The following is a 25,667-nucleotide window of genomic DNA, read 5'->3' as shown; positions in this document are numbered from 1 at the left end:
TCTGAAAAATGCTTCAAGGATTGAAACTATGCTGCGTAGCCTACTTACGACCATTGTATTCGTATTATTCTCTTTGTGTAATTCTCTACATGCGAAATCAATTAAGTTAACTTATCAAGTGCTTCATGATGATTCGCCCTATGGTAACAGTGAGTTATGGATTAGTGCCGAAGCCACACGATTTGATCTAAATATTGAAGCACAACACGACATGACAGAAGTCGTATTGTTTAACGAAAGAACATCATCGCTATATAAACACGATTCTAAACAGCATTATGTTTTGGACGATAAAAGTTATAAAAATCGTGTTAAAAAGCAAATGAATTGGAAAAAGTCGGATGACGAATTTCACCAATTACTTTTACAAATGGAAAAACAATCTGGGTACCCACGTTTTTTAGATTTTGAAAAACAAGGCAACGTCTTTGTCGCTGAAAATGAGGGTGAGCAACTTTACATTGTAACGCCAGTTTTAGGTAACCAGTATTCATTAACAACTGATGAGTTAAAACTAATAAAACACGCAGTTGTAGAACGTAAAAAAATGGCGCTCGCAAAAATGGGCTTAATTGATTTTTTACCACTCGATATTTTGTATATGTTGAGTGAAAAACCTCAAATGATGTTTTCAAAATATACAAACAAAATGTATGCGTTAACATTTAAACTAAAATCTGTTGAGCGCATGAATAACACGCTTTTTTTAGAGAACCTACCAAAAAACTATCAAATGTCTAAACGTTAATATCAGAGATTAAAATGGATTTTTACATTATTGGTAAAGAGCATGATCTTGCGAGCAAGGTCTTTAAATGTGCTTGCTTAATTGACGTTAAAGTGCGCTTTGTAATGCCAGGCGACAGTATTATAAAAATTTATAATACACTCAATGCTGTTTGCTTCGTCGAGTCTGATTGTTTATCAGACGAATTAACTCGTCAATTTGATAAAACTTCGATTGTGGTGCTATCAAAACGGATTAGCTTAGAGCAGGAATGTGTGTATATGCGAGAAGGATATCGCGGAATTATAGATACCACACGATCGCCACAGCAAATTATCGATCAACTACAACTTTTGTTAAGCAATGTGGAGCTGATTTATAGTAGGGCAGCATTGTCTACGATTGCGTTGGAATATTTGCAAAATCGCGTGCTTGAATTTAAACCTATTAGTGCGCTTACTCGCAAAGAAAATCAAATAGTTACTTACATTCAAAGTGGTCTTCAGAACAAGGAAATAGCGAAAGAGTTAGCGATTTCTCCGGCAACTGTAAAAACACATGTGCAACGTATTTTGAAGAAAACGGGCGCAAAAAACAGAACGCAAATCATAAGTAAAACTGCGTATTTTTAAGTACGCCAAACGGAGTAGTTTTTTACCCTTATTTAATTTTGTAACAAAATCTAATCCTCCATTTGGTGAATAGAGCATTCTCTCTAAAGCACGTATCATTTTGTTGCGTTTATTCTATTTAAGGAGAAAATTGTGAAAAAACGTCAACTTGGTCAAGGTATGACCGAATACATTATTATTGTTGCTTTAATTGCGGTTGCAGCGATTGGTGTGTATAGCTTTTTTGGTAAAACAGTACGTAACCAGGTTTCAGCACTTGCAACAGAAGTTGGTGGTACTGATTCGTCAACTCAAATTCAAGCTGCTAAAACGGCTGCAGAAGACGGAGCTAAGGTAGCGGATAAGAATTACAACCTTGGTAACTACAACGAAGCTGCTAATAAGTCATCAAACTAAGCTAAACCATATTTAGTTGAGGTGGGTTATGAAACGGTACCAACATGGTCAAGGAATGACTGAATACATCATTATTGTTGCGTTAATAGCGGTAGCGGCAATTGGTGTTTACAGTTTTTTCGGGAAAACGGTCCGCAACCAAGCTGCTGCGATTTCAACTGAAATATCGGGTGTCGATTCAAGCAATCAAATCCAAGCAGCGAAAGACGCCGCAGATGACGCGAGCAACACAGCTAATAAGAACTACAACCTTGGAAACTACAATGAAGGCGCAAATAAAGCGTCAGGTGGTGGCGGTAGTGGTTCTGGTGGCGTCGATTAGGGATTGTTAGTTAAATAGTTCTAGGGAGTTTCGCTTCCTAGAACTACATATGGAGATGAAAATGAAAAAGCAGCGTGGTCAATCGTTGGTTGTAGGGCTCATGTTTCTGCCAATTATTGTTCTGTTCATACTTTATTTGTATAACGTTTCTCAACAAAACCTTCATAAAACGAGACTACAGAACACTGCAGACGCAGCGGTCTTAAGTAGTTCTCAATATTTAGTGAGGGAATTAAATTTTAAGGCGTACACCAATCGCGCAATGATCGCCAACCATGTTGCAGTGGGACAATATGTCGGTGTAGCGTCATGGTTCAACTTCCTTGTCGAAACAATTGATAACATTGAGAATGTAGCTAAATATATTCCCTACGTTGGGCCTGTTTTTTCTCAGGCTGAAGCGTGGGTAGATAATATTAATGAAGTGGCTGTTCAGCCAGGAATGGAAATTGCTGTTAGAGCGACTGATTTGGTGAATAACGCCCTTTCTATGTCGCAAGATATTATGGCTTACGCCTCGTCAGCGACCATGATTGAATCACTTAATGACGTGATCAAAGTTAATGATAACCACGCATCTCTTGATGCGATTGCTGCTCCTACCTTAGCCAATACACTTTTTAATGATTGGCGTGGGTTTCAAGGAGATTTCAACCGCCAAGATAATTCAGGCAGGTATAACGATTTCTATAAAGTTATATTAAATTCTCGAGACCCATTTATGAAAAACCGCTCACATGAGTGGCCATTCCCTTTTACGATAGACATTATTAGTTTCTGCTTTTTAGGTATGAGTATGAATTACTGGACCAAACAGGCAGGCGGTACAGATCTTGTTAACAATGGTAGATATGACCCAGAAACGTGGACATCAATGGACACATTAAGTTGGCATAAAGAATGGTTTAAAAAAAGTTTATTCAGCTCAGGTTGTCGTCGCAGCGAATTAGAAATCGGCTGGGGGGCAGCACATGCTGGCGAGGATAAAGATACAGGTCAGTTTAGAAGCCGCCAATATTATGGGCGCTCGCGTATGATAAATCGCGATGCATCAAATCGAGCAAGGTACAACGAATCGGAGTTCAATAATGCATACGGTGGCATTTATGATTTCTATTCGATAAAAAAAATTAACAAATCAAATGATGCGCCACCAGTAACAATTGTTGTGTCGAAATCAATCAATGATATTCAATCTTCAAAATCGCTAAATATAGGCACTATTAACGAGGCGACGACTAAAGAAGTAGACATCAATATTGAAGAACACTTACAAGTGCCGAGAAATCAACAATCATCAGCGTCAAAAGCTCGGATTTATTATTATCGAGCGAACGACCTGTGGAAAAACAATAAATTTGAATACGGTAATCTATATAACCCTTACTGGCAAAATACCTTATCCGATATCGATAATAATCAGCGTAGAGATCTTCTTCTCTTGTTAGCTTCCTTTAACTTAGCAGGTGCCTAAATGTTTATTTCACGTAATAAAGGACAGTCGCTTGTCGAGCTATCAGTATTGTTGGCATTTGTTATTGCTCCGTTAATGCTAATTTTACCCTATTTTTCAAAGCTCATTGAAGCGAGACATTACAACGATATGGCCGCCCGTTATGTTGCGTTTGAAAAAACCGTATGGTTAGAAAAAGGACCTGAGAACTACGCAAATAGTGGATACGGTAGACTGGCAGTAAAGCAAACAACAGATATATCAAAAGAGGTGCCCGATAGGGTATTTGGTAAAATAGAAAAAGCGATTAACTCTAGCTTGCCGTCATCACTGGTTTGGAATGCAAAAGAACATGGTTATGCAACATTCCAATTTAATCAATCGAAACGTAATGATGCTCAGAGTCTATTCGCAGCTTTTAATCCTAATGCAGAGCAAAGCAAACAACAGTTTTTCAAGGTTGAGTCAGGAAACGGAAAAGCGCCGGGTAAAATTTCAAGTATCACCAATGGTTCTTTAAACCTGCTTGAATTGGGGGGTACGGACTTCAATGATAAAAGCTTTTATACGGGTCGCTCGTCAATACAAATCGCGAGTCATTTATTACTAGAGGATGAGCGCTATCGGAACCAGCCGTCGAATATCAGTGGTCGTGAAACCAAGCGGCGTAGCGAATTTGAGTTTGTAATGAATAGCTCACTGTCACTTTTAGCCGATGGTTGGAATGTCGGCGGACCAAAACACAATTATAACCAAGTACGTGGTCTTGTGCCGTCGTCATTCTTAGATGGTGACATCTTAAACAAGGCCCGTAATTTATTGTCAAAATCAGGTATTCCAATTGTTAAAAAGCTAGGTCCCAGTGACTTGAAATTTGGACATATAGCCATCGAAGAGCTTCCTAAGGAAAGGTATCGAAATGAATAAGTACAACGTTTTTTTTGTTCTATTCACTCTTGTTTTTTGTAATCAAATTTATGCTTTTACGCTTGATTTTCCGAACGATGCGTCAGTAAAAGTAGTTGGTCACGACCTTTTTATCGATAGTAAACAAGTCTCTATTTGGCAAGTAGAGAGTAAAATGAGCCGTGAAGAGCATGCTCAGTTTTATGCTGAGCAATGGAAGCGAAACGGTAACAACTTTGGCGTTACTGCACTAAAAACCGAAACTGTGGTAAGTAAACTTTATGATAACGCACTCTATACTGCACAAGTTATTCAACACTTTCCTCACTCAATCGCTGTAGTCTCGGTATCAAAAGAACCGTCAAACTCATTAAAACGAATAGTTAGAAAAATTGAAGACTTACCGAGCCCAAGCGGAAGCGAGATTTTAAATAACATTAAAGCAAAAGACGGCGCAAAATATTCAAACACCTTGGTATTAAAGAATAACCGTACGATTTCGAAAAATATGAATTTTTATCAAACGTTTATTCAAAAGAAAGGGTTTTCGGTCGAGAAAGCACAAGTGCATCCAAAGCGTACAATGGGCGTTTTACTCGCTCGTAAAGGGCCTAACGAATTTAATGTAACCTTTGAAAGAAAAAATAACCAAACCTTTGTTACCGCAATTAAAGTTGACACGGATATATAGATGAAAAGGACACAAAAAGGACAATCGGCAGTCGAGTTTTTCGTTGTTACCGGCGCGCTCGTAGCTGCGTTACTCACGCCAATACCAAGTAATGAGTTGGGCGGTTTTTTACAAGAGCATCAAGGTAAAAATGCGATTGAAATCTTAACGATAAAAATTAAAGAAAGTTACGCTGCGTATAGTTATGCAAAAAGCATAACACCAATCCCTACAAACATAACAAACAACTAAGGAAGAGGTTTTAGTTACATGAAGTCTATAAAGTTTTTGGATAGAAACTGGATACTGTTATTCGTTTCACTGTTGTTAGGTGGCATTGCCGCTTGGGCAGTGGGAAACTATCTAAAAGTAAAAGAGGGGGAGATCAAACAACAGTATGCACGTACCGACATTGTAAAGGTACCTGTAGTAGTGGCGGTTTCACCTTTGTCACGTGGTGATGTAATAACCCCTGAGTCAGTTGTTGTACGTGAAATCCCAAGTGACTATGTGCCAGATGACGCAGTGCACCCAAATGACTTCGGTCAAATTGCGAACAAAATTATGCTGAATGACGTACAACCAGGAAAACCTATTTTACGTTCTTACGTACCAAAAACGGGCCAGCAGCAATTCTCTGACATCCTTCAAGACGGGCGCCGCGCAGTAACGATAAATATTAATGAAAATAACTCTAATGCAAACATGTTAAAACCTGGTGATTTCATCGATTTGTATTTATCTCAAAGCCAAGACGAAAAAAGCCTTCATTTAATATTAGAGCGTGTGACAGTGTTGGCGACAGGGCGTCAGAGCATTTCCGAGAAAGACAAGATCAAGCAAAGCATTTTTGGCGAAAGCGAAGATTACTCTACAGTGACGTTGGATCTGTCAGTTAAAGACGCAGGCCGAGTATCTTTGGCACAAGAATATGGAAACTTTGTGGCATTACTTAGAAATCGTACTGATGAACTTAAAGTTACAAATCGCCTTGTAAAAGAGGCGGATGTTTTTTTACATAATGAAAGAGAGCATCACGTTGAATACATTATTGGTGGCAGCGGTGGTATCGCTGAAGGCGTAAATAGCCAAAATAAAATTAAAGAAAATTTAAGTACATTGAAATCATTCGCAAATAATGTGAATAACAAGTTTTAGGGATAAAAATGAGAAGTTTATTTTATTTAGCGATGTGTGTCGTAGCGCTTTTTCCTAGTTATTTGCTGGCAAGTATTAAACTTGATATGCATGTGGGTGCCATAGAGGTTTTGCCGGTTTCTAAAGTTACGCGAGTAGTGGTTGGTAAAGGTGGCATCGTTAGTGCAAAAGTATTAGATGACAACCGCTTACTGCTTATTGCAGAAGAGTTTGGACAGACTGAAATTCAAATTTGGGATGAGGCAAACAATACTAAAAAGATTTATGTCAACGTAGATTCGGTCAATATGGAGCAACTTGTCGAGCAAGTACGAGTGCTAGTTGCAGGATTACCTGGTGTAAGCGCCAAACAAGTTGGCTCACTAGTCGTTTTAGAGGGTGAGGTGAGTAGCGAAACAATGAAACAAGCGCTTAAATTGTCTCAGGTTATTCCAAACTTAACTTCAATGCTGAGTTTATCTCCTCAATCAGTTGATCTTAAACACATGATCCGCATGGATGTGCAAATTGTTGAAATGCGTAACAACACATTAAAAAATGTTGGTGTAAAGTGGGACAATTCTATGGCAGGCCCTGCTTATGGTGGAGTAAAGAACTTTGTGCATAACGATTTATTTGCAACATATACACAAAGTGACATTGGCGACAAAATTGTTGAGTCTATCGGTGATGTTGCAATCGGAGGCAACGGTTATGCGTCATTTGGAATTGTGACAGGACTTGCATCGCAAATTCAATTGTTAGACGAGCAGGGCGACTCTCGTACGTTGGCAAGACCAACGTTAAGCACTCGAAGCGGCGAAAAGGCAAAGTTTTTAGCGGGTGGTGAAGTTCCTATCCCAATTACTGATTCTAATGGTGGGCTTAATGTCGAATATAAAGAGTATGGCGTTAAATTAGAAATTGAGCCGACATCAGATGAAAGCGGCAACATCGTGTCTTATGTAAAAGCGGAAGTTAGTGCTATCGACCCATCGGTTACGGTTGCCGGTTATCCAGGTTTTCAAACCCGTGAAACCGAATCAGTTGTGAATGTAAGAAATGGTGAAACACTTGTAATTTCGGGGCTTGTGAATAGTGATATGTCGAAATCTGTTAATAAGGTGCCATTATTAGGCGACATTCCAATTTTAGGAGAGCTCTTTAAATCTCGCGACTTTATCGACAAGAAAAGTGAGCTTGTGATACTAGTTACACCAAAAATAGTGCCAATTGAGGACGAATCTCATAAAAACCGCTTAAAACGTGCTAAAGAGTTGATCGGTGACGCTGAAAAGCTCGAAATGTTTAATATCTTGGATTAATTATTATGTTTGAGATAAGTATAAAAACAGCTAAGGGCACAGATGTAGGCACCGTTCGTTGTAGTGAACCATCTTGTTTAATCGGTAAAGACAAGCATCACCACATTAAACTACATGGTTTTAAAGTGTCAAAAGAACACGCTAAGTTATATTACCGTCCCGAGGGTATTTTTTTAGAAGACAGAGCTAGTCGTACAGGTACATTTGTTAATAGCCAAAAAATTGAGTCTGCAGGACCTTTATCTGAGTCTGATAGAATCGAAATTGGTGGTTATCATATTTACGTAAAAGCTGAAAACAAACACTCTACAAATTCGAGCCAATCGTTTAATACAAGCGCGTCAACAAATAGACCTTTAGGCCCAGACCTCGAAACTGACATTTCAGTTCCGAGCAAGCCAATGCCTGAAACTAAAATAGAAGGTCATGATTTGGCTCAAGGTGACAACGACGAGACGCGACAAAAAATTAGAGAGCGTAACGAATGGCGTAGACGTGTTCACAAGGAACTGATCAATCAAATTGATTTAAGACGAGTCAATGTATCTGAAATGTCCGATGAAGAATTGCGCTCTCAAAGTGGAAATTTAATCTCAAACATAATTAAAGGATTAAATGTACCTCCGCATATAGATGGACAAGAGCTCGCTAAAGAGGTTTTGGATGAATCTGTTGGTTTAGGTCCTTTGGAAGCACTTGTCAACGACAAAAATGTGTCTGAAATTATGGTAAACGCTTATGATGAGATCTTTTATGAACGCTCTGGAAAGCTTTTTCTTTCAGATATTAGCTTTACCGACCAACAGGCTGTGCTTAGTGCAATTGAACGAATAGTGACTCCAATTGGGCGTCGTATCGATGAAGGGCAGCCAATGGTTGATGCGCGCTTAAAAGATGGTTCTCGAGTTAATGCAATAATTCCGCCATTAGCATTAAAGGGACCCTGTATCACAATTCGTAAGTTCATGGAAAAAAAGTTAGAGATAGAAGACCTCATTAACTTTGGTTCAATGAATGAAAATATGGCTAACTTCTTAAAAACTACTGTTTTAAATAAGCGAAATGTCGTTATTTCGGGTGGAACAGGTTCGGGTAAAACAACATTACTGAATGTGTTATCAAACTTTATTCCAGATGATGAACGCATTATTACTGTTGAAGATGCGGCTGAATTAAAACTTTACCAACCAAACTTAGTGTCACTTGAAGCAAGGCCACCTAACCAAGAAGGCAAAGGTGCTGTTGAAATTCGAGATTTAGTTAAAAACTGTTTACGTATGCGCCCGGACAGAATTGTAGTAGGCGAGTGTCGTGGCGGTGAAGCGTTAGATATGCTGCAAGCAATGAATACGGGTCATGATGGTTCTTTAACTACCGCTCACGCAAACACTCCGCGAGACTGTATTTCCCGTCTTGAAGTCATGGTTATGATGGCGGGAATGGATTTACCAATAATGGCGATACGCGAACAAATTGGCTCAGCAGTAAATATGATTGTTCAACAATCACGTTTTAGTGATGGCTCGAGGCGTGTTACGTCAATTACAGAAGTTACCGGCGTAGAGGGTAACACCTTGCAATTGTCTGAAATTTTCAAATTTAAGCAAACAGGGTATGACCAGAACGGGAAGGTCGTTGGGCACTATATGGCAACAGGTATGGTGCCTGAGTTTTATGAAAATCTCCGAGATCGTGGTATTGATGTAGATCTAAGTATCTTCAAACCTGAGGTGCCAAATGTCTAGTGTCTTATTGATGGTAATAGTTGGTATATCCGTTGCTATTTTAGTGTTCGGAGGCTCTTTTATTTCACAAGAGTTAGCGCAAAAATACCATGAAACCTTCAAATACAATGCGAAGCGTAACCTTTCTGACATGTTTCTATTTATTGAACCAGGAAAGCTTTTTGTTGGAAACATTGTCTTAATGGTTGTTACTTTTATTGTCGTGTGGGCTTATACAGGCGCATGGTTTGTAGCATTAATTGCGGTTATTGGCATGGCTATTTTACCGCCGTATTTGTACAAGTATTTACAAAAACGACGTCGTAAAAAGTTTATTCAACAATTGCCTGATGGATTGAATATGATCTGCGCATCAATGCGCTCAGGTTCAAGTTTAATTAACGCCATAGAGGCTATGGTGCAGGAAGCTGAAGCGCCAATTTCTCAAGAGTTTTCACTCTTTTTAAGAGAGCAGCGGTTGGGGGTAGATTTTATGGAAGCCCTGGACAACATGGTCGAAAGAATGCCTGAACAAGACTTTAAACTCGTCGTTTCGGGTATGCAAATTTCGAAAGAAATCGGTGGCAATTTGGCCGAAACGCTCGAACGTCTAGGCGAGACTCTTAGAAAGAAAATTGAGATGGAAGGTAAAATTGACAGTTTAACTGCGCAAGGTCGAATTCAGGGAATTGTGATGACGTGTTTACCTATTTTTCTAGGATACGTGCTGTATCACATGGAGCCAGTTCATATGTCACGCTTATTTACAGAACCGATGGGATGGATTGTCATTGCGGGGTCATCAGTCATGTTGTACATCGGATATTTCTTTATTCAGAAAATAGTTAACATAGATGTTTAGAAGGTAAAAATGGTTTATTGGATACTTTTTTTCTTTGGCGCATCAATATGCCTAGGTATATATAGCGTTACTAAAATAAAACAGGAAGTGCCTGAAGATACGCGTGATTTTATGGATCCATTGCCACCGTCGTTAAAGATTATATGGCCTTTGGTTAAAATTGCTTCCTATTATATCGGTGAACGTTTACCAATTGATTACTTGGTTAAAACCAATAAAAAACTGCAAATTTCAGGTCTTTCTTACATTATTTCAGCAGAAGACTACTTTGGCATTCGTCTTGTTGTGTCAATGATATGCGGTTTAATGACATGGTTTTGTTTATCTGCTTTGGACTCTGTGTCGTTAGACTATATTGTTTTCGCGTTGATTGCTGGTTACTTTTTACCGTTAGTCACGTTAAGTGATTTGAAAAAGAAACGTCAATTAAAAATAGTTAAAGCGCTTCCTGTTTATCTCGACTTTATTACTATGGCGGTGGAAGCAGGCTTGAATTTAACAGGCGCGATCGCACAATCCGTAGATAAAGGCCCTGATGGTCCATTAAAAGTAGAGTTTGAAAAAGTAATGCGAGATTTACGTTCTGGCGTTGGCAAAATCGACGCATTTAGATCGATGGCTGAGCGTGTCCATATAAGTGAGATCAATAACTTAGTAAGTGCTTTAGCACAAGCTGAACGTACCGGTGCGAGTTTGGGTTCTACGTTACGTATACAAGCTGATCAAAGGCGAGTAGAACGATTTCAACGTGCTGAGAAAAAGGCTCTAGAAGCGCCAGTTAAACTTGTGTTTCCGCTTGTTGCATTCATATTTCCTGTGACATTTGCAATCTTATTTTTCCCAATCGTTATGAAATTTATATACGAAGTGTAAATGATGAGAGTTAGTAGATTGATGCTCGATGGTGAGTACATATCAGGTTTTGATTTGGGTATTGCAGATTCAATTTGGTTACGCCTTCGTGGATTGCTTGGACGCAAAATATCAAATAATTTTGGTCTAATTATTATGCCTTGTAATAGCATTCACACAATGTGGATGGCCTACGATATCGATGCGGTATTTTTGGATTCCAAAGGACGTATAACGTCAATACATCAACATTTAGCACCTTGGAAATTCGCGCGATGCAAAAACGCAAAAAATGTATTGGAGCTAAAGTCTGGCAATGCAGAAAAGCTAAAGTTAAAAGAAGGGAGTGTAATTTCATGGGGTTAAAATCAATTCGATGCATCGCATTCGTGCTTGCGGTAATACTCACTCATGGATGTTCAACTGCAAATGCACCGAAAAGTGCTGCACAAGAGAACAATATTGATTTATTGGTGTTAGAAGGTAACGCAGATACAGCATACAAATCTGGTCATTTAGAACTAGCAGAAGGGCTTTATCGTCAATTGCTTTCTTATAAAAAAGATTATGCACCGGCATGGTTTCGGTTGGGAAATATTTACACCCGCACTAACCGTCTTGACGCGGCAGTTAATGCGTATCAAAACAGTATATCAAGTGACAACGAGCATGCAAAAGCTTGGCATAACCTTGCGATTGCACGTGTTAGACAAGCAACTGATGTTTTGATTGAAGCGCAGAATCATTTGGTGGTAGACACCGCAGCGAAAGATAGAATGGACCAACTATTTCTTGAACTAATGCGGATCCAATCGGCTAAAAATCAGGGACCGAAAGTAGCGAGTTATGAAAACTTATAACGTTAAAAGGGGGCAAGTGGGACAATCGATGGCTGAGTTTTCAATCAGTCTGCCATTTTTAGCTCCGATCGTACTTGTATTAATTATGCTTTTGATTCAATGGGCGACGATTTACCGAGACAAAATGACATTAAACGCTGCAACGTTTGATGCTGTGAGATCGGGAACATTAAATCACGGTAGTATGGCTAAAATGCGAGAAGCGCTCGCACAAGGTATGACGCCATTATTTATGCGTGATGAGTCGTCTGGTGTTGAGGTTGGTAGGGCTTATTTGCTTGCAAGAGCTTATGTTGAAGGGAGTAATATGCTTGGGGTAGGCGCGCAAATTAAACAATTACACCCTACCAACGAAGTCTACGAGAAACATAAGGTTTTAAGAAAAGATGGCAGCGGCAATGTCTGGTATGAAATCCCGAACGATAATTTAATGTATCGAAATCCAGTACAAAAGCATATTAAAGGTGATGTGTTTCTCAATGTACAAGATGCCAATTTACTCAAGATAGAAGTAAATTGGTGTAAAAAACTTGAAGTGCCAATTGCCAATTGGGTAATCGGTAAAATCTTAACGTTTACCGACGTTTCTATTAATCCATTTGACGCAAAATATGTAAATTATGTACCGAGTAACCATCAACTTGGTTGTAATGCGCTCGGCTTAGTATCGGGTGCTGACGGTACATTCAATATTAACGAGTATTACATTTCACTTAAGTCATATGCGATTGCACGAATGCAAACCCCATATAGACAACAAGACTCATCTATACCGGATATAAAAGATTAGAAAAAGGACAACTAATGAAGACTAAAACGCTTATAGCGATGTTTTTGAGTGGTGTAATTTCACTCGGATTAGCTGGATGTAACGACCCAATAGAAACAGAACCTGACACGGTGCAACCAGATGATGGAAATGGGGGGACTGATGATGGAAACGGAAATGATGGCACTGATGGTAATGACGGTGGAGATGTAATCGACCCTTCGACAGGTACATGGGAAAACAATGACGAAGATGGGGATGGTACACCTGATTTAGAAGATGACTTACCTTTCGACCCTAATGAAAACAGTTATCCAGAGTTCTTTGAACAGGAACCCAATGACAATCCATCAATTGCTAATCCAGTAAGCTTAGAACATGGGTTTATTGTTAATGGTGTGATTTCTTCAAACCTTGATAAAGGTGATCTATTCGCGTTTGAAGTACAAGACACTAAATTTATTACCGCAATTTTTAGAACAGATGCACAAAGGTTTTCACCACAAGTTTATTTGTCAAATGCAGACGGTGAAGTGCTTGAATCTTATGAAATGTATCGTTCAGTAAGTCCAAACGTTGTGATTGTTAACTTTCAAATTCAAAATGCCGGTACATATAACCTAAGTGTAATGGATAACAATTACGCCGGTGGAAGCGACCTAATTTACAACGTAAGTGTTTTTACCGATGAAGATGTAGACGCCTTTGATGACATGAAGGAATATGCATTTGGCTCTAGTCTGGTATCTCAAGATAACGATAAAGATGGGATTAAGGACGGCTTCGAGTACGCGCTTATGGCTGCACCAAGTCATATTGATTTCGATGAGGATGGTATTCCAAACTGGTTCGATGAAGATGCGGATGGAGACGGATTTAGTGATGAAATTGAAGGTATCAACGATCTAAATAACGATTTTTTCCCAAATTACATTGATAGGGATTCGGACGGAAATAATATTGACGACCAGTTAGAAAGTGGCGACCCAAAGAATCCTAATAATTTTGACAATGATTCGTTTATCGACCACTTAGATTTAGATGATGACAATGATGATATTCTTGATGTATATGACCAAAAGCGTTTAGAACACGCGTCGCGTATTACTGCTATAGAAGAAAACGGCATCATGCTACGCTGGACCAATAATGTAACGTCAACAGCTTATACGGTAAGAGATTTTATTAGAGCTGGAGACAAGGCTGAGTTAATCGTAAGTGGTATAACAGAACAAACGCAGAATGTTGTGGTGTCATATAAAATAAACGGCGTCGTAACAAATTCAAAACCTCAAATCACACAAGATCTAGATAATAATTATAGATTGACGTTAGAGGTACCAAATATTGTTGGTAATGGTTATCTAAAAGTAGCCTATGAAGGAGATTACATTTCTGAGGAAATGCCTTTCACTGTACACGAATCAAGTTTACCTCTGTTGTCTAATGAGATTAGAACGATAGGAGAAAAAGATTTGTTAACGTTATCAGGTGATAATTTTGATAACGACACAAGTGTGTTTTTTGGTAGTAAAGCGGCTAAAGCAAGCTTGATTGACGAAAACACAATCACGGTGCAAGTGCCAGAGGGCATCACTGGTGGTTCATATTGGGTTACTAACACACATGGCGCAAGTAACGCTGTTAGTTACATATTGAACACAAATGTTGAATTTAATGTAACGTCAAGCAATGTAAAGGAAATTACCCATATCGGCGGAATTTTACCTAGCCATGGTTCCGCTATAACAGGAAATACATTTGAGCACCAAGTACTCGGTAGCCAACCTGAAGTGATTTATAGCTATACAGTAAACCAACAAGGTGAGCGTGAAACTTATTTGAGTACATTGTTGGTTCCTGGTCAGCGTAAAATCGAATTTAGTGATGAGTCTACAGCGAGTTCAGCACTGGTTGCTTATCTTGATTTAATGTTATTAGGTGCGGGTATTGGACCACAGGAATTTTTAGAGAAAGTAGCTGAATTTGAGGAGTATAAAGACTATATCGAACAGTCTGTGGCTTATTTAGAACAAGACTCGGCGTTTTTCTCATTTACCGAACCTCGTCAGGAGCGTATTGCGCTATTGAACCAATATGGACGTAAAATTTTAGACAAAGTAACTAGGCCTAACAGTGCCGAAAAGCATCGAGTTGCTAAAGCCAATGGTGAAACTGGCGCGACAAATAAATTTATTTCTACCAATACTGATACGTCAATTGAACCAAGTATTGTTTCTTACCCTGAAACCAACGGAACATGGGCGCTTTTCGATATGTCTATGGAGGCAACTACCTTTCTTGAGAATAAGTTTGTTGCCGGACATAAGTGTGGTGAAGGCGTAGACCCTAAATGGCACGAAGTGCTCAATTACGATGGTTGTGTCGAGTTACAAAACCGAAGCCAATTGTACTTAAGTTATCGTGTATATGAGGTAAACCCCATGACCGGTAACTTGAAAGACGGTGCTTTAAATAACCCACTGCAAGAGCATGTCGATACACCTTATCATAAAGATATGATGGGGCCTACGAGTGGTACTTTCCTTGGTTTAGAGTTTTGGTCAGCTGATTCATTAATTGATAAATGCGTTTATAAAGACTGCTTGTATCAAATAATCACGCCTGGAGTAGATGGCATCTATGGCATCAGTCCTTTTAGTTTAAAAGGTACTGAAAGTTATAATTTATCGGGCCAAAAAGCTAAGAAAATGTTAGCGATTAGAACGATCATCGATAACATTGTAATTCGCTTTTACAATACGCTAATTGATGCTGTTGGAATTGGCATACCAGCCGACAACGCAACAAAAGCGAAAATGGTACGTGACGTTATTATGGCAGTGTATCAGCATATGCCTGCAATCACAGATCAGGTTGAAGCTCTGGCCGCTAAGGACACTGTGACCGCGCAGGATTGGGAAGATCTTGCATATAATATTGGTCAAGAACTTTATAAGAAAGAAATTCAGCCAATCCTAACGATGGATATGAGTAAACTACCAAACATACCGGTAGGCCCAGCTACTCAAGCGATTCTTTCTGCCTATGAAATTCAAATGCCTGATTTTAGAAAGGCACTCGCTGAAAAGCTTGCGAAAAAGTTATTCCCTGGTTGGGGGGCCATAGACACAGCATATGATGCCTCAATGGTTGCGTCCGCAATGATAGATATGGCAAAAACACTAAAAGATATGGCGGCGGTTCCGACAAAGATCGATTATGTTGTTTCGTGGGGGCTAACGCTTTCAGACATTACACCACGAACAATTTTCAAAGATAATACCCAAAAATCATTTGAGATTGTCGGCAGTGGTATGGCTGTTGTAAAAGGGATTTGGGACGACGAACCAGAAGTAATTGTTATTGATAGCGTTACGGGTAAAGAGCTTGATACTGATGTTCAGTATGTAAACAAAGAGGGTACAAAACTAACATTTACACTCGATAATATCCAGCAGATTGAAGAGGCAGTTGGTCCTCTTACGGTTTATGTTAGACATCGAGGCGATGAAGCAAAGCTAGGTTATGAAATACTAATTGGCTCTAGTCTTTCAATCACAAATGTTACACCTAACAAAGCGCCACCCGGAACTGAGGTAACAATTGAAGGCGTCGGGTTCAGTACGAAAATATCAGATAATAAAGTCACTTTCACAGGCCCGAATGACACGCGGATCAGTGCCACGATTGTTTCAGCCACTACCGAAGTGCTCGTAGTTAAAGTACCGAATCAGGTTCAAACAGGCTTTATTACTGTAGAAGTAAATGGCGATTTAAGTAACGAATATCCTTTCTTCGGCCCAAGTCAGCTAGAAATTATATTTGGCGACAACGGTAACTTTAATGATGACGTTTACAAACTATCTGTTAATGGTGCGGTTAAATATGACAATAGTTCTCCAAAACGAAAAGTAGGACCTGTCTATGTATCTCTAGATGAGGGAACACACTCAGTTGAACTTACAGGTATCCGAGCTGATGATGGAATTGGTACCTACTACATACAGTTCGGCGGTGATGTTATAAGTGTTTCCGGTGATGCGCAGTCAGGCAGAGATTTATGTCCAGATGTTGTTAAGCGCTATCAAGTAGAAGTAGGTCAATCAGGCACTCATTATCATGCAGTTACACAACAAGTAATGGTAAAACAATCTGAATTTGCACGCTCAACAGATGACGAATGTGCAGCGAGATAGTTAATTTAAATAAAGCCCTTTTTTAAGGGCTTTTATAGGAGTTGTAATGAAAAAATTATTCTGTGTTGTATGCTTTTTTTCACTAAGTCACGTATACGCTTCGGAATATAGTGAGCAAGAAAATCAATGTGCAACAGCGTCAGACATTGTAACGAACCAAGACTATGATACGTTTAAATCATTTTTACCAGAGGTACTGTCGAATAATACCTCTGCGCTTCAACGTTTGGTTACTAAACAACATAACAAGTACTTTGGCTCTCGATATAACGGCATAGCAAACTTTAAAACAACTGATTATGAGCTCATAAAGCAACCTCAAAGTCATAAGGTTTCTTCAGTTAGAAGGAGTCATGAAAAATGGGGGGCCACCAAGCTATTACGAATCAGGTATACATTTGATACAACGATAGTAAGAACTCAAAAAGAACAATCAGTTGGTGGTTATTGTGAGTTTGGCTATATAGATAATAACTGGTATATGCTGAACTTACTTAAATAGAGCGCAAAAATTCATTGGTTAGAGAAGTATTTAACACTTGTATAAAGGTTAACTTGCGCTCAAGTTTGATTCTAACAATAACGTGACCTCAACTGATAAAACAGTGTATTTAATTACTAAGCAAAGGGTAAAGATGAGTAAGCTAGCAAATTTATTATTTCTTTCGCTGTTTACAACCAATGTAATGGCATCTGGGTCAGTATTAAGTAGTCAAACTGAAAAAGACACAGATCATGATAAAGTGTTTGATATCTATGACAGTTCGCCACAGCAAAAAGTTAAAACAATGTCGATTGAGGACCTGCCGATAATTCAATTATCACGAATATCAGGCAACTTTAATAACAAAATTGTAAAAGGGCGTTATCGCATCGGTGATACAGTTACACTGACCGGCATGGGCATCGACAAGATTAAAGACCCTGTGGTTGTAATTTACGATAACGTACGAAGCTATAACGTAAAGCAGATCGAATTAAGCAATAAAGGCATTTCTTTTCAACTTAGCGTTCCGCAAGGTAAATATAAGCTATTTGTTTACAGCAATGATAAGCGTACAAATGACTTATATATCGAACCTTTTGCAGCGGACGCACCGCTAATTTTCGGCAGCACGTCAGTTATCTTAACGAGAGGGAAAGAATACACCATAACTGGTACAGGATTTGATACAGATACAAAAGTGTTAATTGGCGCTAAAACCATTACTCCTCTCGCAGTGTCAAACGATTCCCTGTCATTTAAAGTGCCAGAGTCGAGTAGTGAAGGGTATTTGCAAGTACGCAATAAATTCGCAAAAAGTAATAGTATTCGCGTATTCAAATATAATTAACGATTCACATATCAAGCTAAACAAGGACTGTTATGAAATTTAGATGGACTATGTTTGCACTAGCATTGTCTAGCGCATCACTAATTGCATCACCAAACTACGGTATCGCTGCAAAAAATAACCAAGATCCAATTTTTATAGAAAAATGCGATGTTTATCAACAAGCGCAAAAAGAGGGAGACTTAGAAACTCTAAAGTCATTTGTAGATAAAGTGTGGTTTGAAGGTGATAAAGCTAAAAGAGCGGAGCAAGCTTTGTTAAAGAAAGCAGCCCGCTTTGAACAAAGAGTGTCAAAAGCCGGTAACTATATCGTTAAAGAAAAGCGTCTTTCAGATAAAACGCAAGATAATTTCGCAGAAGTACTCATAAATTGGACAAATGGGGAAAAATTTTCATCACATGACGGTTGTGTTTTTGAAAAAATAAAAGATAGCGATTTGTGGAGAATTCACTTATAGCGTTTTTATTTACTAAAGTCGCTTTATGATGACGGTTAAACCGTGAACATAAATAAAGTAACAAGGATTGTTATGATTTTTCGATTAGCGTTAGTAGCGTTCACATTATATAGCGCAGGCGTGTATGCAGCGCCACTTAATCAACTCGAAACGCCTAAGGGCACTTGGGAAAACAAAGACGAAGATGGCGACGGCGTTTTAGATGAAAACGATGATTTTCCATTTGACAAGAGCAAAGCGGTTTTTCCTGAACACATAGAAGAAGAATTTAACAATAACGTTGGTGAAGCAAACTATATTGGTTCAGTCCCTTTTAGAGTAGAGGGGGTCATTAACCAACATATTGATATTGATGATTTCAAATTTGACGTAACACAAGAGATTATTGATAACGATGACCTAATTACTTTTATAGTTTTGAAGCAAGCAGATAGATTTTCACCAACCGTTGGTGTGTTAACTAACGAAGGTAAAGCTGTTCAACATGTGAAACTTAAAATAGATACCGTTAATCCATTGGGTGCTGCGATTAATATCAGACCAAAAGAAGAAGGACAACTGAACTTCTCAATATTAGATGCGAATGGTATTCATGATGAATTATTCGAATATGAGGTTATCGCATTTATCGATTCAGACCGAGACGGCGTGCCAGATGAAATGGAACAAGCGCTAGGCTTAAACCACTTAGTTCAAGATACAGACGGTGATGGCGTAGTAGATGGCAATGAGTATTATGCTTTTTCAAGTCGCAATGTATTTTCTCACGATAGTGATAATGATTCAGTACCAAACTGGTTAGATGAAGACAGTGATAACGATGGCATAAAAGATACGTTTGAAAAAACAACGGATCTTGATGCGGACAAACTGCCTGCGTTCATTGATAAGGACAGTGATAACGATGGTACGTCCGACAAGGCAACGTTTGAGGCTGATGAAAAGCTTTTGGATAGCGATGGAGATTCACTAATAAATGTTGTTGATATAGATGATGACAATGATGGGGTACTCGATATATTCGATAAAGCTCCGCTAACGCCTATTGATTATTCAAGTCAACAAACTAATGCTGTGTTAACTCAGGTGACTCTATCATTGTCTGAGTCGGAATCAATGGTAAACACAGCCCGTCCTTTTTGGCCTATTACATTACATGGCCATAATCTAGACTTAACAAATGCCACTGTAGTTGTTTTTAAAGGTGATAAACGTATACCAATCGTTAACGAAAGGATTAACAACAACGACCCTGATAAGCTCACTATTGTCGTACCAAATTATGAATCAGTTGAACTGGGTGGAGAACCGTTAACTGTGTTTGTTGCAACCGACGAGTACAAAACTAATAGTGTCGAGCTGCATTTACTACACCCAGAAACACCGCTTATTTACTCTATTAGCGAAAAACGGGCTACACCCGGTACCAGTGTTGTTATAGATGGAGAAAACCTTACTTCTCTATCAGAAATAGTGCTTGGTGAATATAAAACAGCGGTTACTTGGCAAAGCGATAACTCTATTAGTTTTATTGTCCCACAAAATACACAGTCTAATTATTTACATGTAGAAAACTCATATGGAAAGAGTAACAAGGTCTTCTTTGCAATCGACGAAAGTAAATCACTGCAAACGTCAGTAGATATTCCTTCTGTATATCAAGGGTTCACAGGACCTTTTAAAGTATTACCTACAAAGCAAGAGGTTGCCTCATGGCAAGATTTGCCAGAACAGTTGGTGGTAGACATTGATGAGACCAAGGTGAGTATTTGGCATAACGAGCAAGAAATATTATCAACTATATTGTTAAAAGGTCAGACTAGTGTTGAACTTTCGTTAGAAAGCTTTATTAAAGAAAATGTCCTAACGCCATTATTTTTAAACAAAGACGACGCATTTAAAACTAGTGCATTAAACACACTTGTTGAGCTGGATGAATATCAAGAAATTATTTTATATTATGAGCAAGGTTTAGCTTCGGATTATGAAGTTTTCCTTACTGATGAAGAATATGCATTAGAAATGAAGCTAGTTCAAATTAGGGATATCTTAATTGCAGAAATGGCAAAAAAACAGTCTCAACAGGCAAGATGGAATTAAGGTTGAACCGACGAGGAAAGGCGTAACAAGTTTGTTTGATTACGACGGATACACGGAAGTTCAAAACAGTACACCGATGTACTTAAGTGCGGCAGTATATGAACTAGATCAAAACCCTAACCCAAAAGGTACACCAGCAACCGGAATTGATGCACTGTAAATTCGCGCTCTTAGATAACAAGTGGTACATGATCAACTTATTAAAATAAAAAGGATTGTGGTAAACAACCCATGGAAGAGACGATAACAACCGACAATAAACATTGGTTTAAATACACCGACTTTAACGGTAAAAACGAGCTGTGTGAAAACAGTGTTATCCAATTAAGAGTAACAAAGACATTTTATCCATTACCTTTTTGGCTTGAACTTATTTTCTTTGTATTACTGTTAGCAGTTTCGCTGTTTCCGCTCGTTAATCATTACGTTGCAATAGTTAATATTGCTTTTAGAGACTTAACCTTAGTCTATCTGCCCATTGTGCCATGTTATTTAGTTATACGAATGCTACTGGTGAATTTGTATTATCAAACTGGTAGCAAACTGTTTGTGTCAGTCAGTAACAGTGCGTTAGTGCTGCCTGCAAATCGCTTAATTGGTCATAAAAAAGGGCAGCTGGTTTTAGCAAAAGGCGATATAAAAGAGATAAAAGTGCAGTATATGCAAAATACTACGAGTCATAGTCTGTCTTGTCGCGCCTTACAGTTAACAATAGAGTCAATCTCTAACAACGTCATCACACTAAAAGTGGATTATTTTCCAATTCAATCAATGCTTTATTTACTAACGTACTTTGGTTACCCGCTTAGTTTCGAAAGAACACATTTTGGTATTTTAAAAATGGCACGTATGTTTATGTTAATTATTCCGGTAATTAGTGTAATGGCTATAAGCGGAGCATTATTCAGTGATAGCTTTTTATAACAAGAATAAATTATGAGAAATACGTGATAAATTTGAACTAACTTATTTGCATCGATTTTGTTATATCAAACTCATATAGCATCTAATAATTCCTAACACACGTAAAATATATCCAAATGAATATCGAAGAGTTACTTAAAAACCAACACCAAGTATGTTTAGCGCATACTCGGCGAATACCTTATACACGTTTTACCTCATTTTTAATCATGTTGATTGCATCAGTGGTTATTGCATTTTTTATCGATGCTGGGCCGCTTTATAATACACGGGAATCACAAACAAGCGTTATATTAGCGGCAACGCCGTTTATTTTTACATTGTTAGTGTGGTTACAGGCTTTTTTTCAACGCAGTACCTGTTATAACTCAGATGTGTTTATTACCCGTAAAGGTGTGAGTATTCCTGATTTAAAAGGGCAGCAAGACTACTTTATAAAATATGCCAATATCGTAAGTATTAACGTGTATTATTTACCACTAACCCCATTATTCAAATTTGGTCCGTACATTACAACGCACTTTTCCCTAACGGATATATTAAACGTGTCTCATGGAGTGCATACATTTAACACCAAAAATTCAGAATTGTTCATTGCGTTTTTAAAGGCGCGCGGGGTAAAGGTCAAATATCGTATCGCACGTTGGCCTGTTATTTATATTTTTCTGTTTCCACTGTTTTTTACGCTTTCGTGGCTGGTATAAAATTAGTTTCGAGATCGTTAATTATGTACTTGAATAAACAAAGCACCGTCTTTATCAACGCTGTGTGTTAACAGTCGAGAAAAACGCACTTTTGTGCAATATTTTTATAAACATCTTTATTAATAAATGGTATATGACTAACTTAATAAAGTAGTCACAATTTGAGTTAATTATGAGAAGTTATGTTATCGCTATTATTACGGGTTGTTTGTTTTGTGCAAATGCTTTTGCATCAGACAGTGATAACGATAAAGTACTTGATACCTTTGATTTAAATCCATCTTCTAAAGTAAAGCCGTTTGCTAAAGGTTTTATTCAAATTAATGAATTGGGTGGAAATTTTAACAACGTGATAGAAAAAGGGCGCTATCGTTTTGGTGATTCAATTACGTTAATAGGTGATAATTTCAGTGCGTTAAACGATCCTGTTGTGGTTGTGTATCAACACAATAATGTATTTAACTTTAAACCTAATTCCGTAACCGCTAATCAATTAACCTTTAATTTTGATGTGCCAAAAGGCAAGTATGCCTTGTTTATTTACGACGCTGATAGCAAAACAAATGAAATGAAAGTCGATGCGTTTAATAATGCGTCTCCGCTTATTTTTGGTCACAGTGAGATATCGCTTAGTAAAGGCAAGTCGTTTACCTTAAACGGCGTTGGTTTTACAAAAGGCAGCAAAATTGTCATTGGCGCATTAAAAGTAACCCCGTCAAACGTCACCAGTACGCAAATACAATTTGATGTTCCCAATAACGCTGCAGGTCTGCAGTTATACGTCGAAAATGCGTCCTCAAAGAGTAACATTGTACGAATTGTTAGTTATTAAAAACTGTTGATATTTTATGATTGCTTATCGCAGTTTGAATAGCATATCGGTTTAGGCGTTACGTCGAACGACGCGAAAAAATACAGTTAATAAGAGCTAAAATAGCGCAGCAAAATTACACATACCAGATATATAGGTAATTTAAAATGATGTACTTAAATGTTAAGGTAATGGTTAAAACCTAGACGGGCTTTACTAAGTCATACACAAGCTATTACTAGCCCGTTTATTAAAAGGATTGATAAAGTTAAAAGGAAACAATTATGTCTGAATTTCTCACAGCAAACTGGTTGCTCATTTCAATTTTAGTCGTTTTTATTGTTATTTTTTATGCGTGGTATGTCTCAATAATAACCAAACGCAACGCGATGGAAGAAGCGTTCTCTGGCATTGATGTGCAACTTAAAAAACGCACCGACTTAATTCCAAATGTATTAGCAATCGCGAAAAAATTTATGACACACGAAAAGGAGCTACTTGAAGAAGTCACCCGTTTACGAACTGATGTATTAAATGCGGCCAGCAGCAATAACAACGAACAACGTTTTAAACTCGAAGGTCAGTTAGAAAACTCGCTATCTGGTTTGATGATTGCGGTAGAAAATTATCCAGAGCTAAAATCGGATGCAACAATGCTTGATGCGCAACGTACCTATGCCGATGTAGAAGCGCATATATCCGCGGCAAGACGTAATTTTAATAGCGCAAATCGTGTATTACGTAACGCAATTCAAGTGTTTCCAGGCAACATCATTGCCGCCATGGTTGGCGTAAAAGCGATGGCATTTTTCGAAATTTCTGAATCTGAACGACAGCCGGTTAACGCCGCAGAACTTTTAAACTAGTTACGGGCTTTTTAGCAACAAGGAGAGTTTATGTCATCGGATAAACATGAGTTTGCAGATTTTTTGTCGAAAGAAATAAAAGGATATATTGATGCATTGTCATTACGTTTCAGACGTCATAAAAAAAATGCCACCGATGTGCCAGCATCAGACACCTTAAAAAACACGTTTGAACATGAGATTAAACCAAAGTTAGACCTTATTGAGCAGCAACGAGATTCGTTTAACAGCGAGTTTGAAAAGAGAAATCGCCTGCTTAATTTTAAAGTATTTCCTGCAGTGGTAATTATTGTTTTGTTAGTGGTTGCGCTAGGGGGCGATGGTAGTTTCTTTTCTACACTTATATTTGCGTTTTGTATTGGCACCAGTTGGGCGTATAAACCAGCGCTTGATTATATACACTTTTACAAACGAAACGTGATGCCGATATTAGTTAAAATGTATGGTGAATTTAGTTATTCACTGACCTCAGAAATCAAAAAAGACGAGATTAAAAAGCTCGCAATCTCACCTAGTTTTGATCACATTGAAACAGAAGATAGCATTGTTGGCGAGCTTGATAATATTGGCTTTCAATTTTGTGAACTAAAGCTTGAGCGCAGTGGTAATAATGGCCGACACGCTATGTTTAAAGGCTGTATGGTTAAGTTAACCATGCCGTTTGATTTTAATTCACACACTATCGTTCAGCAAGATCGCGGTAAAGTAGCAAATTGGCTAACAAAAGATCCCAAAGCAACACAAAAAGTAGAATTAGAAAACAATTACTTTGAACAAGCATTCGAAGTATTTTCAACTGATCAAGTGCTTGCTCGCTATATACTTACGCCAGTGATGATGGAACAGATCCTAGCGCTTTATACCATGTTTATGCACAAAGCCGGTGCACAAAGCTTTGAGTGTGAATTTATTGATAACACTGCGATATTTTTAATTAGTTACAAAGCTAATCTGATTGAACCAGCGTGGATAAGTCAGTCAGCTTACGATATTGATGCGTTACCACTGATTGAGCAAGAACTTGAATTATTAACCTCTATATCAAAACAACTTAACCTTGATTTAATGGCAGCACGAAAAGTATCAAGTGCACAAATGGCCGTAAATCAATAATCGTTTGTGTGTTTTATTTATGGTTTTATGGCTAGAGCGCCTGATATTAAAGGCGCTCTTTTTATGTAAAGGGGTATTACACAGTGCAAAACAATATGCGTAACTTAGCCTTTATGGCTTTATTTAGCGCGTTATTTGGTTGCAGTTCACATGTTGAAAATCAACTAATGGTTTCGGGTCTGGCTTTTTACAACGACAGCAACGAAACCATTGAAAATGTAACACTTAAAGTAACAGAGACTGGGAAAATGGTGAGTTGCACGCTTGTAGAGCCAAAGCGTTATTGTGCGACAGGTTTTCCGCAAACGCATTATAAAAATGCGAAGCTCTCTCTTAGCTGGCAAGTGTCGGGAAATAACGCAGTAACCAATGAGGTTGAATTTACTAAACCCGCTTCGATTGATAGTGATATAAGTTACATAGCGGTTATAAAATTTAATTCAACTACAGGCTTAGATGCGTTTTTCACTAAAAATCCAAGACCGTTTTAAATAAAAAAGCCCGAAAATTCGGGCTTTATCAT

General features: G+C 38.3%; 28 protein-coding genes. All 28 read left to right on the top strand.

What is annotated here, in order from left to right; translation table 11 throughout:
• Window positions 1-28: 28 nt before the first annotated feature.
• The 28 genes from ACHSBP_RS12085 to ACHSBP_RS11950 all read left to right on the top strand — a co-directional run bounded on the left by ACHSBP_RS12085 (window position 29) and on the right by ACHSBP_RS11950 (window position 25,635).
• Window positions 29-748: a hypothetical protein gene (locus tag ACHSBP_RS12085; RefSeq protein ID WP_010560149.1), complete on the top strand. Its 720-nt coding sequence runs from the start codon at window positions 29-31 to the stop codon at window positions 746-748.
• Window positions 749-762: 14 nt separating this feature from the next.
• A complete protein-coding gene (locus ACHSBP_RS12080; protein ID WP_010560148.1) occupies window positions 763-1,359 on the top strand; it encodes a LuxR C-terminal-related transcriptional regulator in 597 nt (198 codons plus the stop codon).
• A 132-nt stretch (window positions 1,360-1,491) separates the two neighbouring features.
• The gene (locus ACHSBP_RS12075; protein ID WP_010560147.1) at window positions 1,492-1,755 is read left to right on the top strand and encodes a Flp family type IVb pilin; all 264 of its coding nucleotides are present in this window, start codon (window positions 1,492-1,494) and stop codon (window positions 1,753-1,755) included.
• 28 nt (window positions 1,756-1,783) lie between these two features.
• Window positions 1,784-2,077 (top strand): Flp family type IVb pilin, encoded by a 294-nt coding sequence (locus ACHSBP_RS12070; RefSeq protein WP_010560146.1) that lies wholly within the window; start codon window positions 1,784-1,786, stop codon window positions 2,075-2,077.
• Window positions 2,078-2,138: 61 nt separating this feature from the next.
• Window positions 2,139-3,551 (top strand): pilus assembly protein TadG-related protein, encoded by a 1,413-nt coding sequence (locus ACHSBP_RS12065; protein WP_010560145.1) that lies wholly within the window; start codon window positions 2,139-2,141, stop codon window positions 3,549-3,551.
• A complete protein-coding gene (locus ACHSBP_RS12060) occupies window positions 3,552-4,457 on the top strand; it encodes a hypothetical protein (protein WP_010560144.1) in 906 nt (301 codons plus the stop codon).
• The gene (locus ACHSBP_RS12055) at window positions 4,450-5,127 is read left to right on the top strand and encodes a hypothetical protein (RefSeq protein WP_010560143.1); all 678 of its coding nucleotides are present in this window, start codon (window positions 4,450-4,452) and stop codon (window positions 5,125-5,127) included. Before ACHSBP_RS12060 ends, ACHSBP_RS12055 begins: the two co-directional genes overlap by 8 nt.
• A complete protein-coding gene (locus tag ACHSBP_RS12050; RefSeq protein WP_010560142.1) occupies window positions 5,128-5,358 on the top strand; it encodes a hypothetical protein in 231 nt (76 codons plus the stop codon).
• Between the two features lie 18 nt (window positions 5,359-5,376).
• Window positions 5,377-6,264: a Flp pilus assembly protein CpaB gene (gene cpaB / locus ACHSBP_RS12045; protein WP_010560141.1), complete on the top strand. Its 888-nt coding sequence runs from the start codon at window positions 5,377-5,379 to the stop codon at window positions 6,262-6,264.
• Between the two features lie 8 nt (window positions 6,265-6,272).
• Entirely contained in the window at window positions 6,273-7,568 is a 1,296-nt protein-coding gene (locus ACHSBP_RS12040; RefSeq protein ID WP_010560140.1) for a type II and III secretion system protein family protein, read from the top strand.
• Between the two features lie 5 nt (window positions 7,569-7,573).
• Window positions 7,574-9,313, top strand: a complete 1,740-nt coding sequence (locus ACHSBP_RS12035) for an ATPase, T2SS/T4P/T4SS family (protein ID WP_010560139.1) — start codon at window positions 7,574-7,576, stop codon at window positions 9,311-9,313.
• Window positions 9,306-10,154 (top strand): type II secretion system F family protein, encoded by an 849-nt coding sequence (locus tag ACHSBP_RS12030; RefSeq protein WP_010560138.1) that lies wholly within the window; start codon window positions 9,306-9,308, stop codon window positions 10,152-10,154. Before ACHSBP_RS12035 ends, ACHSBP_RS12030 begins: the two co-directional genes overlap by 8 nt.
• Before the next feature lie 9 nt (window positions 10,155-10,163).
• The gene (locus ACHSBP_RS12025) at window positions 10,164-11,027 is read left to right on the top strand and encodes a type II secretion system F family protein (RefSeq protein ID WP_010560137.1); all 864 of its coding nucleotides are present in this window, start codon (window positions 10,164-10,166) and stop codon (window positions 11,025-11,027) included.
• Window positions 11,028-11,372 carry a DUF192 domain-containing protein gene (locus tag ACHSBP_RS12020; RefSeq protein ID WP_010560136.1) on the top strand — a complete coding sequence of 115 codons (345 nt, stop codon included), beginning with the start codon at window positions 11,028-11,030 and terminating at the stop codon, window positions 11,370-11,372.
• Complete coding sequence (locus ACHSBP_RS12015; RefSeq protein ID WP_010560135.1) at window positions 11,363-11,866, top strand: tetratricopeptide repeat protein; 504 nt, start codon at window positions 11,363-11,365, stop codon at window positions 11,864-11,866. Before ACHSBP_RS12020 ends, ACHSBP_RS12015 begins: the two co-directional genes overlap by 10 nt.
• Window positions 11,853-12,656 carry a TadE family protein gene (locus ACHSBP_RS12010; RefSeq protein ID WP_010560134.1) on the top strand — a complete coding sequence of 268 codons (804 nt, stop codon included), beginning with the start codon at window positions 11,853-11,855 and terminating at the stop codon, window positions 12,654-12,656. The genes ACHSBP_RS12015 and ACHSBP_RS12010 overlap by 14 nt, the downstream gene beginning before the upstream one ends.
• A 14-nt stretch (window positions 12,657-12,670) precedes the next feature.
• A complete protein-coding gene (locus tag ACHSBP_RS12005; protein ID WP_395388955.1) occupies window positions 12,671-16,834 on the top strand; it encodes an IPT/TIG domain-containing protein in 4,164 nt (1,387 codons plus the stop codon).
• A gap of 46 nt (window positions 16,835-16,880) precedes the next feature.
• Complete coding sequence (locus ACHSBP_RS12000; protein ID WP_010560132.1) at window positions 16,881-17,336, top strand: hypothetical protein; 456 nt, start codon at window positions 16,881-16,883, stop codon at window positions 17,334-17,336.
• A 133-nt stretch (window positions 17,337-17,469) separates the two neighbouring features.
• Entirely contained in the window at window positions 17,470-18,168 is a 699-nt protein-coding gene (locus ACHSBP_RS11995; protein WP_010560131.1) for an IPT/TIG domain-containing protein, read from the top strand.
• A 32-nt stretch (window positions 18,169-18,200) separates the two neighbouring features.
• Window positions 18,201-18,626, top strand: a complete 426-nt coding sequence (locus ACHSBP_RS11990) for a hypothetical protein (RefSeq protein WP_148665232.1) — start codon at window positions 18,201-18,203, stop codon at window positions 18,624-18,626.
• Between the two features lie 72 nt (window positions 18,627-18,698).
• A complete protein-coding gene (locus ACHSBP_RS11985; protein WP_395388954.1) occupies window positions 18,699-20,726 on the top strand; it encodes an IPT/TIG domain-containing protein in 2,028 nt (675 codons plus the stop codon).
• Window positions 20,727-20,757: 31 nt separating this feature from the next.
• Window positions 20,758-20,886, top strand: a complete 129-nt coding sequence (locus tag ACHSBP_RS11980) for a hypothetical protein (RefSeq protein WP_267890923.1) — start codon at window positions 20,758-20,760, stop codon at window positions 20,884-20,886.
• A gap of 71 nt (window positions 20,887-20,957) precedes the next feature.
• A complete protein-coding gene (locus ACHSBP_RS11975; RefSeq protein WP_010560128.1) occupies window positions 20,958-21,650 on the top strand; it encodes a hypothetical protein in 693 nt (230 codons plus the stop codon).
• Window positions 21,651-21,766: 116 nt separating this feature from the next.
• On the top strand, window positions 21,767-22,354 hold the full coding sequence (locus tag ACHSBP_RS11970) for a hypothetical protein (RefSeq protein ID WP_395388953.1): 588 nt from the start codon (window positions 21,767-21,769) through the stop codon (window positions 22,352-22,354).
• A 172-nt stretch (window positions 22,355-22,526) separates the two neighbouring features.
• Entirely contained in the window at window positions 22,527-23,186 is a 660-nt protein-coding gene (locus ACHSBP_RS11965) for an IPT/TIG domain-containing protein (protein ID WP_010560126.1), read from the top strand.
• Window positions 23,187-23,449: 263 nt separating this feature from the next.
• Window positions 23,450-24,031, top strand: a complete 582-nt coding sequence (locus ACHSBP_RS11960) for a LemA family protein (protein WP_010560125.1) — start codon at window positions 23,450-23,452, stop codon at window positions 24,029-24,031.
• 30 nt (window positions 24,032-24,061) lie between these two features.
• Window positions 24,062-25,144 (top strand): DUF3137 domain-containing protein, encoded by a 1,083-nt coding sequence (locus ACHSBP_RS11955; protein ID WP_395388952.1) that lies wholly within the window; start codon window positions 24,062-24,064, stop codon window positions 25,142-25,144.
• Between the two features lie 95 nt (window positions 25,145-25,239).
• Complete coding sequence (locus tag ACHSBP_RS11950; RefSeq protein WP_395388951.1) at window positions 25,240-25,635, top strand: hypothetical protein; 396 nt, start codon at window positions 25,240-25,242, stop codon at window positions 25,633-25,635.
• The last annotated feature ends 32 nt before the right edge of the window (window positions 25,636-25,667 follow it).

Origin of the sequence: Pseudoalteromonas sp. XMcav1-K (assembly GCF_044005875.1) — a bacterium.
Taxonomy (GTDB): Bacteria; Pseudomonadota; Gammaproteobacteria; order Enterobacterales; family Alteromonadaceae; genus Pseudoalteromonas; species Pseudoalteromonas spongiae.
The sequence above is the reverse complement of the archived record's forward strand: the minus strand, read 5'-3'. Positions and strand labels throughout refer to the sequence as shown.